We start from the raw sequence: 14,931 nt of genomic DNA on the forward strand, positions 1-14,931 counted from the left end.
GCCGACCTCAGGCACCGAACGCCTTGGCGCCGCCCTTCACCGGCTTGGCACCGGCGAGCAGGTGCGCCGGTACGAGATCGCGGGCCGGCTCGGAATAGCCGACCGAGACGATCCTGTCGCCCTGATACGTGAAGCTCGTCAGCGAGGCGAGCGTGCACTGCCGCCGCCGCGGGTCGTGCCAGAGCCTGCGCCGCTCGACGAAGCTCCGCACGATCCAGATCGGCAGCTGGTGACTGACGCAGACGGCCTCGTGACCGCGGGCCGCGTCCCGCGCCGCGGTCAGCGCGCCCATCATCCGTACGACCTGGTCGACGTACGGCTCCCCCCAGGACGGCTGGAAGGGATTGGTGAGGTACTTCCAGTTGCCCGGTCGGCGCAGCGCGCCGTCGCCGACGCCGAACGTCTTGCCCTCGAAGACGTTCGCCGCCTCGATCAGCCGGCGGTCGGTGTCGAGGGTCAGCCCGTGCGTCTTGGCGATCGGGGCGGCGGTCTCCTGCGCGCGCTCCAGCGGGGAGGCGACGACATGGGTGATGTCCCGGTCCGCGAGGTGCTCGGCGACCCGGTCGGCCATCCGGCGCCCCAGCTCGGAGAGGTGGTAGCCGGGGCGTCTGCCGTACAGGACACCGTCCGGGTTGTGCACCTCGCCGTGCCGCATCAGATGGACGACGGTGATCTCCTCACCGTTCGCCGCGCTGTTCCCTGCACTCTGACTCATGCGGCACTCTCCGGCTGGGTGTCGGGGTCCGTGGCCTCGGCGGCGGCACGGGCGGCGGCGGGCAGCGCCGCGGCGATCCGCTCGACGGCCCGGTCGTCGTGGGCGGTGGAGACGAACCAGGACTCGAAGGACGACGGCGGCAGATAGACGCCGTCGGCGAGCATCGAGTGGAAGAAGGCGGTGAAGCGGAAGGACTCCTGCCGCTTGGCCCCCTCGTAGTCACGTACCTCGTCGGCCGTGAAGAAGACGGAGAACATGTTGCTCGCCGTCTGCAGCCGGTGGGCCACGCCCTCCTTGCTCAGCGCCTCCGTGACGAGCCCCTGGATCTGCGCGGAGACCGCGTCGACCTTCTCGTACGCGGCGTCGTCGAGCAGCCGGAGCTGCGCGAGGCCGGCGGCGGTGGCGACCGGGTTCCCGGAGAGCGTGCCCGCCTGGTAGACGGGCCCGGCGGGGGCGAGCCGCCCCATGACGTCGGCGCGGCCACCGAACGCGGCGGCGGGGAAGCCGCCGCCCATGACCTTGCCGAAGGTCATCAGGTCGGGCGCGACACCGTCGACGCCGTACCAGCCGGCCTTGGACGTACGGAACCCGGTCATCACCTCGTCGGAGATGTACAGCGCGCCGTCGGCGGCGCAGATCTCCTTGAGCCCGGCGTTGAACCCGTCCCTCGGCGGTACGACGCCCATGTTGCCCGGCGACGCCTCGGTGATCACGCAGGCGATCTCGCCGGGATGCGCGGCGAAGGCCCGGCGCACGGCGTCGAGATCGTTGTACGGCAGGACGATCGTGTCCCCGGCCTGCGCACCGGTCACCCCGGGGGTGTCCGGCAGCCCGAACGTCGCGACGCCGGAGCCCGCCGCGGCGAGGAGCGCGTCGACGTGCCCGTGGTAGCAGCCGGCGAACTTCACGACCTTCGCCCGCCCGGTGAAGCCGCGGGCGAGCCGGATGGCCGACATGGTCGCCTCGGTACCGGACGACACGAGCCGCACCTGCTCGACGGGCGCGATCCGGGCCACGATCTCCTCGGCGAGCGCGACCTCACCCTCACCGGGCGTACCGAAGGAGGTACCGCGCGCGACCGCGGCCTGTACGGCCGCGATCACTTCCGGATGGGAATGACCGAGAATCATCGGCCCCCAGGAGCAGACGAGGTCGACATATTCCCGACCGTCCGCATCGATGAGGTATGGACCATTACCGGACACCATGAACCGGGGCGTACCACCCACCGCCCGGAAGGCGCGGACGGGAGAGTTCACGCCTCCGGGCGTCACAAGAGCCGCACGGTCAAAGAGTGTCTGCGAAACTGGGGCGTCATATGGAAAGCTCACGCAATCCATGGTGTCAGAGGCTCGGACGTATCCGCGGACAGGTGTTTCACCGGACGTTCGTGGGGGAGGTCACTGTCACGATGATCGGGTTGCGCGGCCGGGGCTGCGAGTGGTCGGGTGGAGATATGCATCGCGGTGGCGGACTGGGCGAGGGGACGGACGACCTGGGACCCGAGCCTGCCCGGCGTGGAAAACACCGACGCGGCGAGCGCCCCGAGCGCGAGGCGCGCGAGGAGGCTCCGGAAATCAGGAGTGGTGGCCGGATGGGGGTGACCTACAAATACTTCGGCGCGCCCGACGGAGCCACGGCGGCCCGTGTCCCCACCTCCATGCGCCCGGAGGAACTGGGCGGCGACGAGCTGGGCATGGGCGGAATGTTCACGAAGATCAAGCCCGAGACGATAGCGGCGATGGTCCTGACGGGCATTCAGGGCATGCCCCTGCACAAGGTCCCGCCCCTCGAACTGGTCGTGCTCCACCCGGATTACGCGGTGGTGAAGCTCCCGATGACGGTGGTGGACCCGCTGCGCGGCATCGGCGAGGAATCGGTGGGCGCGGCGGCCTTCATCTGGTCGACGGTCCCGGACCGGGGCGGCCCGAAGGACGCGTACAACGTCTACCAACTGCTGCACGAATGGCAGGACTTCTCGGTCCGCCTGCACGAGGCGGGGCATCAGCCGTACTGCCTGGTGTGGCCCTGAGCTGGTATTTCTTGCGGATTAGGCGGGGCTTTCGGGCTCCGCCTTCTGCGTGCTGACGGAGGGGCCGTCAGGCGGCCAGGGCACATTGAGGGCACATGGGTTTCGGTGAGGGCGCTGATGTGCCCTGGGCCTCTCCGCCACTGTCAGGCTCCGCTTCTGTGAAGGCGTCGTCGATCGCCTTGCGGGTGCGGGTCTCGCTCGACGGCAACAGGTGCGTGTATGTCCGCAGGGTGAAGCCGGGGTCCGAGTGGCCCAGGAACTCGGAGAGCGCCTTGATGCTCTCCCCCGCGTCCAGGAGCACGGAGGCGTAGGCATGCCGGAGGGCGTGCATGCCGTCATCCGGGGCTGCCTGTAGGTAGCGCGCCCCGCGCTCGCGCGGAGGGATCACGCCTGCGGCGGCCAAGGCGCGCTTCCAGCCGCCCATGTTGAAGACGCTACGGTTGTAGGCCCGCCCCTTCTCGTCGACGAAGAGAAGGCGAAAGGTCCTCGGCTCGTCGTCCGGCTTGGCCCAGGGCAGGCTGACCTCGACCGGCGGGAACTCCTTCATGTGGGCCTTGAGTGCGGCGGCCAGTTGGGCAGGCAAGGGCACCGACCGGATCTTGTTGCCCTTGGGCAGGGCGAAGACGGCCGTCGGCACGGCCGATCAGGTGGGTGCCGCAGGCGAAGTCGCGGTTGGGCGTACGGATGACGATGTTCTCCAGCGGATGGCCGGGCTCCCGGAAGACCAGACTCGTGCCCTTGCCGGGCAGCAGCCTGGGGACGACACCGGTGATCGGGCCGAGGCCGTCGAGGAGTTCCTGGGTAGCCGCTCCGGCGGCCAGGACGATGTGGTCGGCGCGGACGGACGTGCCGTCGCGGAGAAGGGCACCCGTGGCGTGGTGGCCCTTGTGGCCGATCTCGCGGACGCGCGAGGTCAGGAGATGGATTCGCGGGTGAGCCGCGAGGGCTCGGTGGACCACGGGCAGCAGGGTGCTGGTGTCGACGTGCCCCTCCTGGGGCAGCCACAGCGCTTCGGCGGTGTCGTGGCCGGGGGCGGGCGCCAGGAAGGGGATATCGGCGGGTTCGATGGAGTGGCACGGCAGGTCGAGGCGCTCGGCCGCGGCACGGATCGCGCTCAGGTTCGTACGGTCGCCGGCCCTGGCTGTGGTGGCGATCACCGCCGTACCCCGATGGATCCACGGTCGGACGCCGGTGAGTTCGGCGATCCGATCGGTGAGAGCGGGCCAGGCTGCCGCCGAATCATGACGCAGGCGTAATTCGGCCTCGTCGAGGCTGCCGGCAGCGGTGTCCTGGTCGGCGGTGACCTCGCCGAGGACGCCGAGCATGGCCCCGGCGGCGCTGGACGCCGTACCCAGGACGGCGGCGGGCTCGTCGGCGCAGATCACGGTCTGTCCGTGGTCCGCGAGAGCGAGGGCGATGGCGGAGCCGATGATCCCGGCGCCAACGACGAGGACGTCGGCGCGTTGCGGCTGAGGCATGACGGACTTCCTTCGGATCAGAGGAGAGGGGAAGGGGTGAGCCGCGGGAGGAGCTGACCGGCGGTCCAGCGTTCACCGTCGGGCTGGGGTGGGACCCAGATGAGCCGGGAACCGGCCGCGTAGGCGGCGGCACGGCCTTCGGGCGTGCCCATGGGAACCAGCGCCAACTCGGCTTCGAGCGACCCGGGTTCGGTGATGAGGGAGATTCCTGCGGCGATGTGGCGCGCGCCGGGGGCCAGGAAGGCCAGTTTGATCAGTTCCGCCCCAAGCCCGGCAAGGAGTGCGAGCGGGCGCCGTAAGTCGTCGATGCCGTGTGGCGGCTCGGAGAGATGGATGGCGGGAAGCGGTGACAGACCGGCCGCGCGGATGAGCGCGGTGGTACGACGCGCCTCTCTCCTGTCTCGTACCTCGAACTGCACATGCGTGAGGGCCGTACCGCGTGGGCGAGCCAGGTGGCGGGCAACAGCCTCGGGCCTGTGGTGCCGGGTCATGGCGCTCGCTCGTATCCGCTGAGACCCGCGGGGCGTACACAACAGGTCACGGTCGGTGATGTGGTCGAGGTCGATCTCGAACCACCGCCAGGGAGTCTGGGCATGGCCGAGATGCGGAACTTCGAGGACGACTCGCTCGGGATCGATGGCCGAGGGCAGCATCAGATCTGCTGCCATGCGATCAGATCGTCCACGGCCACGATGATCTTGCTCAACGCGGATGCCGTCTGCGCCGGGAAGTACGGGTCCAGCAGAAGCTGATGTGGCAACGTCACGGTCGTGGCGGCGGCCTCGAACGCTCGCGAGGTGGGGACGACGCTGACCTGCGGCTCGTCGCGGTAGGCGGGGGTGGACTGCCACGGCGGGAACAACGTTCGGGCCGGAATCCCCTCCGCGGTCAACGCCGCAGCCACCGTGGACGCCCGCACCCCGCGCTCGGTCAGCGAGACCGGGAGCCGTAGGAGGACGGCGTAGTGGTCATGCCGGGTGGCCTTCGGATGCGGCTGGGTGAGCAACCCGCCGTGCCCCCGATCCACCAGGGCTTGGGCCAGTGCGTGCCACTGGCCGTCACGGGCGCGCCACATGTGCTCGTACGTCCGCGTGTGCGCGAGGACCAGCGCGGCGGTGAAGACGCTGATACGGGCGTTGGTGCCGAGGAGTTCGTGGTCGTACGCGCTGCTGCCGCGCGGGCGACCGCAGTTGGCGAGCCGTTCGGCCCGGCGAGCGGTCTGTTCGTCGCGTAACAGCAGGGCTCCGCCGTCGCCGCCGGGTAAGAGCTTGGCGGCCTGGAAGGACAGGACGGTGGCATCGGTCGCGGTACCGACGCGGGTGCCGTCCCAGGAGGCGGCGACTGCCTGGGCCGCGTCCTCGATGACCGCGAGGTGGTGACGGCGGGCGAGGGCGGTGATGGCTGTCAGGTCGGCGGGGTGTCCGGCCAGGTGGACGGGGATGATCGCACGGGTGCGGCTGGTGATCGCCGCCTCGGCGATCCCGGTGTCCAGGGTGAAGGTGGCCGGGTCGATGTCGACCGGGATCGGGAGTGCGCCACGCGCACTGACGGCGGCGGCCGAGGAGACGAACGTACAAGCCGGTACGAGGACTTCGTCGCCGTGTCCGATGCCAAGGGAGGCCAGGGCGAGTTCGAGCGCGGCGGTGCCGCTGGAGACGGCGATCACCCGGCGTCCGAACTCGGCTTCCAGCCAGACCTCCAGTTCCTCGGCGGTGCTGTCGCCGTTCTGCCACCACATGCCGGAGTCGTGCGCGGCGATCAGGGCCTTGCGGGTCGCGGTGTTCACGGACGGCCAGGGGGCGAAGGGGCGGGTGCGGGTCGGCGGGCCGCCGAGGAGGGCGAGGGGCATGGTCCGGTGCTCCTTCGGGGAGTCAAGGTGGTCAGCCGCGGGTGTCGAAAGGGGCGGGCTCGGCCGTGTCGAGGCTGGTCCGCATCGCGTGGAGGAGGGCGGTACTCGCGTACGCCGCCTCCAGTGGACCCGTGGCATCGTCGACAGTGAACGCGGCGAAGGCGGCATCGAGTTGGGTGGTGTACTCGACATGCGGGTCACGGGGCTGGTCGTGGAGCAGCACCTGCTCGCGACCGTCGGGGGCGGTGATCCACAACGCGGGGCCGGGTACGGTGCGCCGGTCCGGGCTCCAGCCGAGCACCGTGCGCCATGTCAGCGTCGCCCGCTCACCGACGATGTCGATACGGGACCGGTCCCGCCGGGCTCCGGGAGCGGCCCAGGACGCTTCCACGCGCAGGCGGCGCCCCGGGGTGAGGGTGGCCTGGGCCCGTACGCCGTGCCATTTCGGTGTCGGGACCACCTGCGCCACCGGCTCCTGACGCTGCCATCCGGCGCGGGGGTCTCCACTCGTGGCCGCTGCCGGATGCTGGTGTTCGGCCAGTGCCGTACCAGTGGTGCCGGTGGCTGCGTACCACTCCGGCAGCCACAGCGCGAGGTCCACCAGATGGGAGCCGAGGTCCCACAGCACCCCGGCCTCTGTGCCTCCCTGCGTGGCGGGCACCCCGGCCCGGCGGAGCCACCAGGCGTGTATCTCCTTTGCCGACCCAATGCGTTGAGCGAGCGCGCGGCGGATGAGTACGGCCTCCGGGCGGTGGCGCATCGTATAGAGGGGATAGACCCCACCACCGTGGTGGCGCGCCGCGGCCAGGACCATCGCCGCGTCGCCGGTGGTGAGCGCGAGCGGCTTCTCCACGATCACCCGCGCACCTGCCGCCAGCGCCCGCAGGGTGAGGGCGGCATGGTCGGCCGGGGGCGTGGCCACAAGGACGACGTCGGCTTCGGCGCGCTCCAGCGCCCCCGTGTGCACCTCGGCTCCGAAGTCCCGTGCTGCACGCGCCGCCCGGTCCGGGGCGGCGTCGGCCACGTACAGCGACCGCAGTCCGCCCCTGGCGCGGAGTCTGGCCAGGTACGGCAGGTGGACCTGTCGGGATATCCAGCCGCAGCCGACGACCAGCACACGCCACCGCGGGCTCACTCGCCGCGCTCCCCGTCCGCATGCTTCTCGTCCTCGCGCTCCCAGTCGGCGACGAGCCCGGACAGCATCCGGTGGAAGTCGGGGCAGGTCTTGATCACGCACTCCAGGTCGTCCAACTCGACCCCGGACGCGCGCAGTCCGAGCACGGAGAACGCCATCGCGATGCGGTGATCGCGCATCGTCTCCACCCGGCCGCCGGTGGGCTGCGCGGGGGTGATCTCGATCCAGTCGTCGCCCGTGGTCACCGGAACGCCGAGCGTCCGCAGATTGACCGCGCACGCCTCCAGGCGGTCACACTCCTTGACGCGGGTGTTGTGGATGTTCTCGATCCGTACGGGACCGGTGGCGTACGGCGCGATCGCGGCCAGCGTGGGCATGGTGTCGGACATGTGGTGCAGGTCGACGGTGATGCCGGCGAGCCGTTCCGGCCCGGTGACAGTGACCGCGTCCGCCTGGATGGAGACGTCGGCGCCCATGTCGGCCAGTACGTTCGCGAACCCGAGATCGCCCTGGGGTGAGTCGGCTCCCAGGCCGGGGACGGTGACCGTACGGCCGGTGAGCGCCGCCGCTGCCAGGAAGTAGCTGGCGGTCGAGGCATCCGGTTCGATGTCGAGCGTGCCGGGGCTGGTGTATCCGCTCGGCTCGATACGGAAGGTGTCACCGTCGCGCTCGACCGTGGCTCCGAAGGTACGCATCATGCGCAGCGTGATCTCGATGTACGGGGCGGACACCAGCCGGGTGACCTCGATGGTCAGCCCCTCGCGGGTCAACGGTCCCGCCAGAAGCAGCGCGGTCAGGTATTGGCTCGATACCCCTGCGTCCAAGGTGAGTTCGCCGCCGGCCAGGCCGTCCGAGTACAGGGTGTACGGGATTCGGTCTCCGTCGATCCGCGCCCCGAGTCGGCGCAGGGCGTCCAGCAGCGGAGTGATGGGGCGACGGCGCATCTGTTCCGAGGCGTCGAAGCGGTACGTCCCGTGCCGGCGGCGGCCAGGGCAGGCAGGAAACGCGCGCCGGTCGCTCCGTCCCGGGTGTGCACCTCTGCCTTCGGCGCGGGGCCGGCCGGGCGGCCAACGATCTCCCACCGGTCCGGATCGGCCGTGCTGACGGCGTAACCGAGCCGGTTCAGTGCTTCGGCACACGCTTCGGTGTCATCGGCCACCAGCGGTCGGCGCAGGACCGTCCGGCCTCGGGCGGCGGCGGCCAGGAAAAGAGCGCGGTTCGTGATCGACTTCGATCCGGGGACAGGTACAACGGTGGCAACCATACGGAAGATCTCCTGGTCAGTCGGTGTGGTGGAGGCTGAGCCGTCAGGTGCTCGGCGCACCTCCGTCCACCCTGGTCGGCAGCGCGGTGAGGCCGTCCAGCAGAACCGTCAACTCACCGAAATGAGTGATGGCGCGCCACGGGCGGTGCTGCTCCAGCGCCTCTGGACGACCGACTCCCCAGCCGCAGGAAACGGTACGGACTCCGGCGGCCCGCCCCGCTTCCATGTCGGTCACGGAGTCACCGACCAGCACCGCCGCTCCCGCCGGGACACCGAGTTGCCGGCACAGCCACCACACCCCCTCGGGCGAAGGCTTCGGCGCAGGCGGATCGGACGGGGTGACGAGGGCCTGCACCAGATCGCCGATCTTCAAGTGGTCGAGCGTGGCCAGGGTTCGGGGCCGGTCCTTGCCGGTGATCACACCGACCGGCACACTCCGGGCGCGCAGAACGCTGAGCAGGGTGAGCGCGCCGGGAAAAAGCCTGGCCTCGGTGACCATGGCGCTCGCCTCCACCCGGTACAGCTCGGCCACCATCTCGGGCAGCCCCAGGCGGCCGACGATCTCCTCCAGCGGCAGGCCGGACAGCGCCTGGAACTCGGCCATCGGCGGACCACCAGCCACGCCCGCCCGAGCACATGCCCGCGTCAAGGCCGCCGCGGTGATGTGCGCGGTCTCGGCCAGGGTGCCGTCCAGGTCGAACAGCACAGCTCCCACACGGTCGCTCGTTCCGCTCATCCCACCGGCTCCAGCACAGCGGCACCGAGCAGACTCGACAGCCCCGGCCGGGCGGGGACGAGGACTTCGACGCCGTACGCCGCCATCCGTACGCGCAACTGCGCGCGCAGCACCGGGCGAGCCAGCAGACCACCGGTCAGAACAACCGTCGGTACGGTCAGGAACCGGACCAGATCCCCGAGGAAGGTGACCAGACGCAGGCCGTCCGGCCAGCCGTCCAACCGGTTCCCGAGCCGGTCGTCGGGCGGGAGCGTACGGAGGGCGAGCTGGGCGCAGCCCGTACCGCCGCAGCCGCACGAACCCCCGGGCAGTACGGCGAAATGCCCCAAGGTGCGCGGCTCGGCCGCTACTGTCCGACGGACCTTCCCGTCGAGCACCAGCGCGCCACCGAGCCCGGTCCCGAGGACGGCCACGAGCGCGTCCGAGCGCCCTTGTGCGATCCCGCGCGTGGTCTCACCCGCGGCAGCGCTCTCGCCGTCGTCGCGGAGGACAACGGTGTGCGCGATCCGGCCGAGTGCGTCCCGCAGCCCGTACCCCACCCACTCCGGGCGATTCGGCCACGCGGTCACCCGACCGTCCTCGTCCAGTCCGCCGGGAAAGGCGACGCCGAGCCGAGCGGTTCCTCGGGGGAGCTGGCGCCTCAACCAGGCGGCGAGGACGGCAGGATCATCCGGTGTACGGATCACCGCCGCCACCGTCAGTTTGCGTCCGACGAAACGGCCCAGCAGGGACTTGGTCCCGCCGATGTCGACGGCCCAGGTGGGCCTTCCGGACCCGTAAACCGCCGCGTACGTCGCCAGAGGTACCGTCACGAGGCCCAAGCCCCCTCGGATTCCATGAGGTTAACGACCGTGCGACCGGGCAGGGGCGCTGTCCGCTGCCCGGAGAGCAGCCGCAGCACGCGCTCCTCGTCGTGATCCGGCGGACCGGCGCACATCTGACAGAGGTCGCGCCGGGTGGCGATCACGCTCGTGGCGTTCTCGCCGCTCCTGGTGGCGATGAACGGCACGGCGCTGGAATCCGACGTGCGGTGTCTCCACTGGTCGGCGGCTGCTTGCGACAGTTTCATAGGGGCTGTTCCTCATCGAGGTTCGTAAGGGCGCGTGAGGGGCCGGCCGACAGGCCGACTTGGGGCAGCACTCCGTGCGAGGGCAGCGCGGGGCGGCGCCGGTCCAGTGCGGCACGGAGCATTCCCGGGCCGACGAGGTGCGTCTCCTCCCAAGGCCGATGCCAGTACGCGCCGGGTGGCGCGAGGCGGCCGAGCGGAGGAAGGGTGAAAGTGCCGGAACCAAGGCAGTGTGCGAGCGGGTGGTCCCAGCGACGGCTCGTACCGGGCGGGACCAGGCCGAACAACAGATCCGGCCGGGCCGGATCGACAATGATCGGCCCGCAACCGCACGGCTGCTGTATCTCGTCCAGGTCGCGGACCACGGCCTCGCCGGCGGGGCCGGAAGCGAACACGATCACGTCGAACAGCCCCTGCCCCAGCCCGAGGGGAACGGTCATCTCCTCCGTGCCGGTCTCGGCCGCGAAGAGAGCGCGGACAAGACTCCTCAGCCCTGACCACTCGTGGTTCACCGGATAGGTCATGTGCTGCCTCCCGGCCCACCCGGCAACCGCACCTCGGCGCACGCGACGCGGAACCACACGTCCTTGCCCGAAGGCGTCGCCGTCACGCCGAACACGTCTGCCAGGGCTTCCAGCATCGCGAGCCCTCGTCCGTCCTCGCTCAGGGGACCGGTGGCCCTGATGACCGGAAGCCGTCGGTCGAGGTCGCTGACGACGACGTACACACCGTTGGCTCCGGCCCGTACGGCGATCCGCGCGTCCGGCGTGCGGGCGTGCCGCAACACATTCGTCAGCAGCTCGGACACGCCGAGCAGCGTGACCGCGCCGGCCTCTTCCCGGCCCCAGCGTTGAAGCTGCGCCCGGACGGCACGCCGTATGTCCCCGATGCCACGCTCCGTGACGGTGAGCGTCATCTCCCACTGGGCGCCGGGGGTGCGCGAGCGGCCGGAGGGTGACTGGCCCAACGCGTCCTGCAGCGCCGAGGAGGCGAGAAGTTCAGGCATCGGGAATTCCATTTCTGCAGCGGAAGGTTCACGGAACGCTGTGTACTGGGTACGAATGGTTCAACTTCACTGTGCGCCTCACGAAGCGCGTGCGGGCAGTAACCGATGGCAACTTCAGGAGAGTTGTCATGAGAAGGGCAGGAGAAGGCATGCCGCAGCCGCCGAAGAAACTCGATGGGGGCATGTCCCCCAGGGCCTGGTTCGGGGTCGAGCTGCGTTATTGGCGTACGGAAATCGCCGGCTGGTCAATCAAGGAACTGGCCACGAAAGCCCACGTCAGCCGCGAGGTCATCCGCCGCATCGAGGTCGGCGACTACAACTGCCGTATAGAGACAGCTCTCGCTGTGGACAAGGCATTGGGAACGAGCGGAGTTTTCGAAAGGGGATGGGGGCACGTCTTCGGCGATGACAACAAGAAGGCCCCTGATGACAACTCTTCCGGTCAACCACCCGCCCCCGTCCTGAATCCCTCCCACCGCGCACGCATGCTTACAGCAGACGCATCGCTCACGCATGGGGGCACCGAACCTGTGGACCGCCGTAGTTTCCTCGCCGTACCCGGACTGGCCGCGCTCGCAGTGCCGGGAACCGCCCGCCTGCTCCAACCGACCCAGCCGACACCGCTCCCGACCGAGATCCGGCCGCATGACGTCCGCGAGCTGATCGACACCGCGGCGTTCATCTCACGCCTGGACAACCGGTACGGCGGCGACGGCATCGTCAAGCAGACCGCGACCACCGCCATGCTCTGGGCCGAGGACCTGCTCCACGTGAAGTGCCCGGTGGAGCTACGCCCCGTGCTCTTCGCCGCGGTCTCCCGCCTCGGCATCGTCGTCGCCGCGAGCCACTTCGACGCCTACGCCCACGCGGACGCCCGCCAGACCTTCCGCTTCGCCGCCGCCTGCGCCGAGGAAGCCAACGAATGGCACCTGCGCGCCAAGTCGTACTCCTTCCTCGCCCGCCAGGCCGTCTGGATCGGCGAGCCCGACCAGGGCCTCACCTACGCCGAGCTGGGCCTCGCGCGCTCCGACCGCCTCACCGCCACCGAACGCGCCATGCTCCACTCAGCACGCGCCCGCGCCTTCGCCAAAATGGGCCAGGTCCAGCAGACCCTCGCCGCAATCGGCGCCGCCGACGACGCTTTCACCGAGGCCCGCCCCGACGAGGACCCGCCCTGGATGACGTACTACGACGAGGCCCAGCACCACGGCGACACCGGCCACGCCCTGTTCGACCTCGCTCTCGTGGGCCACGACCCTCGCCACGCCGCCCGCCGCCTCACCACCGCCGTCAAGGGCCACGACGACCTCTACGCCCGCTCCCGTGCCATCAGCCGCACCAAACTCGCCTCCCTCACCATGGCCACCGGCGACCCCGACCAGGCCGCAGCCATCGGCCACCGCGCGCTCTCCGAAGTCGGCAACCTCCACTCCCGTCGCGCCGCCGACGACGTACGGGAACTCGGCCTCCTCGCCGCCCAGCACCCCAGAAACCAGAACGCCACCGCCCTGCGCGAACGCGTCACCGCCACGGTCCCCGCATGACCAGCCACCACCACGAGACGTACGACGCGCTCCTGACCGCCTGCGCCACCGCCGGCCTGGACGCCACCGGCGCAGACCCCATACGCCTCGCCGAAAACGCCATCTGGCGCCTACCCGGCGGCCTGGTCGCCCGGATCGCCAAACCAGGCCAACGGCGTCAGTCCGCACGCGAACTGCACTTGGCCCGCTGGCTCACCACCACCGGCATACCGGTCGTACGCCCCTACCCCGGCCTGCACTCCCCCGTCATCGCCGACGACCGCCCCGTCACCTTCTGGGAGGAACTGCCACCCCACAAGAACGGCACAGTCCTGGACGTGGCGACCCTCCTCAAACAACTCCACGCCCTCCCCCTCCCTGACTTCCCCATCGGCCGCCTCGACCCCTTCGTCCGCATCAGCGAACGCATCGACGCCGCCACCACCCTCCCGGCCCCCGACCGCGCCTGGCTGCACGGCCTCTTGGCCGAACTGCAAGCTGCCTGGACCGAACTACCGATGGGCCGGCCGGAGTGCGTCGTCCACGGCGACGCTTGGACCGGCAACGTCGCCCGCCCGCTCAACGGCGACGATGCGATCCTCCTGGACCTGGAACGCTGCTCCCAGGGGCCGCCCGAATGGGACCTCGTCTCCACGGCGATCAAACTCACCACCACGGGCACCATTACCCCCGCCGAATACGACGAGTTCTGCACGTCGTACGGCACCGACGTACTCAAATGGCCCGGCTACGCCACGATGCGCCGGACGAGAGAACTCCGCATGACGACCTACGCCGCGCAGCACGCAGCCACTCACTCCGAGTGGCGATGGGAAGCCCGGCACCGAGTGGACTGCCTCCGGGGCCGGTCAGGGAAATCGCCGTGGACCTGGCAAGGAATCATTTAAGGGAAAGATGCGGCGGCATCAAAAAGGGCCGCTCACCCCCGAAGCCATACAGGCCGACACTCTATTGCAACGAACGCCCCGATCGAGAATAATTCGCGAGTTCTCGAGCTTTAATCATCCGCCACCCCTCCATCGTGGCAGCTCTTCGACATCGACCCCCGGGCCAAGAAGAGAGATACATCCAAAAAATGCAGCAATAGATACGATAAGAATTACCACAAAAACCCGACCCGTCCCCTTCGAAGTTCCACCTTTCAAGTCACACCTGACATACAACGAGAGAACGATACGCCTCACGCCTCATACCTCCCTTACTGAACCACCGGATCCGACCCAACCCCTTCGGAAGGGTACGCCCTGAATCAGGAAGAGACTAGCGGCATCCAGACAGGCCCATAATGGGCATCCAAACACATTTATTCGCTTATACTCAAGGCCCACTTTCACACACCTTGAAACCCGCCAGGATTAGAACCCCGGGACTCGACAAAATGACCAGATCGAACCACCTGACGCGACATTCCAGTCGGAACACAAAAGAGAACTCGCCCAATCGATCCGCTTTCACGAATTGGGCGAGTTTCAATAAAACTCTATAGAGGTGATTACAGCGTCACATGTCGAGCGTATCCTTCATTTCCATCCCAACAGGGAAGATAAATATACAACCGAAATTTCATGTCGCCCTGACGAACATGACCCCAGTCACTGCAGTATCCCAGGTCTCGCCGCTAGAACTCACATGTTGTAAACGTTCATTCGCCGACCAGGACACGCGCCAAGCGGTAACCATTATTCAGCGGTTGTCAAATCTTTCCGAGCTTCTGGGACCGCCTGCCCGGCCAGTCCGCGTTGTAAGCCTCCTTGGGCCCATGAGGGCGCACGACCGCGCGGTGAGGGGAGCCGGGACAGCCCCGTTGCGAACCCTCCTGGACTGATGAGGACGACGGCGGCGGCCTCTCGCCACAGAGGCGTGACTCCGTTGCGAACCCTCCTGGGCTGATGAGGACCTGTGCGGCTTGCTGCCGTTCGGCTTTCCGCTGGTGTTGCGAACCCTCCTGGGCTGATGAGGACACCACCGCCTCCGGCGCCGCCACATCCGTCCACGGCGTTGCGAACCCTCCTAGTACTCCAGTCTGACTTCGCGATCTTGAGTCGGGCCCGGCTGGGAACGGGTACGGCCACCGCGTGATCATCGGGGGTTGTGTGGACTCCTGAA

At 69.2% G+C, this 14,931-nt stretch carries 13 protein-coding genes and 3 pseudogenes; 3 read left to right on the top strand and 13 right to left on the bottom strand.

From position 1 onward, the window contains the following. Window positions 1-7: 7 nt before the first annotated feature. Both AB0P17_RS26625 and hemL read right to left on the bottom strand, forming a co-directional pair. A complete protein-coding gene (locus AB0P17_RS26625) occupies window positions 8-715 on the bottom strand; it encodes a histidine phosphatase family protein (RefSeq protein ID WP_365814444.1) in 708 nt (235 codons plus the stop codon). Continuing rightward, on the bottom strand, window positions 712-2,055 hold the full coding sequence (hemL, locus tag AB0P17_RS26630; protein ID WP_365814445.1) for a glutamate-1-semialdehyde 2,1-aminomutase: 1,344 nt from the start codon (window positions 2,053-2,055) through the stop codon (window positions 712-714). Before hemL ends, AB0P17_RS26625 begins: the two co-directional genes overlap by 4 nt. Before the next feature lie 116 nt (window positions 2,056-2,171). On the opposite strand from hemL, the gene AB0P17_RS26635 reads away from it, so the two are divergent. Beyond that, a complete protein-coding gene (locus AB0P17_RS26635) occupies window positions 2,172-2,747 on the top strand; it encodes a hypothetical protein (RefSeq protein ID WP_365814446.1) in 576 nt (191 codons plus the stop codon). A 67-nt stretch (window positions 2,748-2,814) separates the two neighbouring features. On the opposite strand, the pseudogene AB0P17_RS26640 reads toward AB0P17_RS26635, so the two are convergent. The 11 genes and pseudogenes from AB0P17_RS26640 to AB0P17_RS26690 all read right to left on the bottom strand — a co-directional run. After that, window positions 2,815-3,372, bottom strand: a pseudogene (locus AB0P17_RS26640) (tyrosine-type recombinase/integrase); the annotation flags it as partial. A 37-nt stretch (window positions 3,373-3,409) separates the two neighbouring features. Next, window positions 3,410-4,225 (bottom strand): annotated as a pseudogene (locus AB0P17_RS26645) (FAD-binding oxidoreductase); the annotation flags it as partial. Window positions 4,226-4,242: 17 nt separating this feature from the next. Next, the gene (locus AB0P17_RS26650; RefSeq protein WP_365814447.1) at window positions 4,243-4,893 is read right to left on the bottom strand and encodes a hypothetical protein; all 651 of its coding nucleotides are present in this window, start codon (window positions 4,891-4,893) and stop codon (window positions 4,243-4,245) included. Further along, window positions 4,878-6,074, bottom strand: coding sequence for a DegT/DnrJ/EryC1/StrS family aminotransferase (locus AB0P17_RS26655; RefSeq protein WP_365814448.1), 1,197 nt, complete (start codon window positions 6,072-6,074; stop codon window positions 4,878-4,880). Before AB0P17_RS26655 ends, AB0P17_RS26650 begins: the two co-directional genes overlap by 16 nt. Window positions 6,075-6,105: 31 nt before the next feature. After that, window positions 6,106-7,209, bottom strand: a complete 1,104-nt coding sequence (locus tag AB0P17_RS26660; RefSeq protein WP_365814449.1) for a Gfo/Idh/MocA family oxidoreductase — start codon at window positions 7,207-7,209, stop codon at window positions 6,106-6,108. Continuing rightward, window positions 7,206-8,473: pseudogene (aroA, locus tag AB0P17_RS26665) on the bottom strand (3-phosphoshikimate 1-carboxyvinyltransferase). Before aroA ends, AB0P17_RS26660 begins: the two are co-directional and overlap by 4 nt. A gap of 43 nt (window positions 8,474-8,516) precedes the next feature. Next, window positions 8,517-9,209, bottom strand: coding sequence for an HAD family hydrolase (locus AB0P17_RS26670; RefSeq protein WP_365814450.1), 693 nt, complete (start codon window positions 9,207-9,209; stop codon window positions 8,517-8,519). Beyond that, the gene (locus AB0P17_RS26675) at window positions 9,206-10,021 is read right to left on the bottom strand and encodes an ROK family transcriptional regulator (protein WP_365814451.1); all 816 of its coding nucleotides are present in this window, start codon (window positions 10,019-10,021) and stop codon (window positions 9,206-9,208) included. The genes AB0P17_RS26670 and AB0P17_RS26675 overlap by 4 nt, the downstream gene beginning before the upstream one ends. Then, window positions 10,018-10,278, bottom strand: coding sequence for a hypothetical protein (locus tag AB0P17_RS26680; RefSeq protein WP_365814452.1), 261 nt, complete (start codon window positions 10,276-10,278; stop codon window positions 10,018-10,020). Before AB0P17_RS26680 ends, AB0P17_RS26675 begins: the two co-directional genes overlap by 4 nt. Then, on the bottom strand, window positions 10,275-10,799 hold the full coding sequence (locus AB0P17_RS26685) for a hypothetical protein (RefSeq protein ID WP_365814453.1): 525 nt from the start codon (window positions 10,797-10,799) through the stop codon (window positions 10,275-10,277). The genes AB0P17_RS26680 and AB0P17_RS26685 overlap by 4 nt, the downstream gene beginning before the upstream one ends. Next, window positions 10,796-11,281 carry an ATP-binding protein gene (locus tag AB0P17_RS26690; RefSeq protein ID WP_365814454.1) on the bottom strand — a complete coding sequence of 162 codons (486 nt, stop codon included), beginning with the start codon at window positions 11,279-11,281 and terminating at the stop codon, window positions 10,796-10,798. The genes AB0P17_RS26685 and AB0P17_RS26690 overlap by 4 nt, the downstream gene beginning before the upstream one ends. A gap of 149 nt (window positions 11,282-11,430) precedes the next feature. On the opposite strand from AB0P17_RS26690, the gene AB0P17_RS26695 reads away from it, so the two are divergent. Further along, entirely contained in the window at window positions 11,431-12,825 is a 1,395-nt protein-coding gene (locus AB0P17_RS26695; RefSeq protein ID WP_365814455.1) for a helix-turn-helix transcriptional regulator, read from the top strand. Continuing rightward, entirely contained in the window at window positions 12,822-13,712 is an 891-nt protein-coding gene (locus tag AB0P17_RS26700; protein ID WP_365814456.1) for an aminoglycoside phosphotransferase family protein, read from the top strand. Before AB0P17_RS26695 ends, AB0P17_RS26700 begins: the two co-directional genes overlap by 4 nt. Window positions 13,713-14,931: the final 1,219 nt, after the last annotated feature.

The organism is Streptomyces sp. NPDC088124 (assembly GCF_040685895.1).
Classification (GTDB): Bacteria; Actinomycetota; Actinomycetes; order Streptomycetales; family Streptomycetaceae; genus Streptomyces.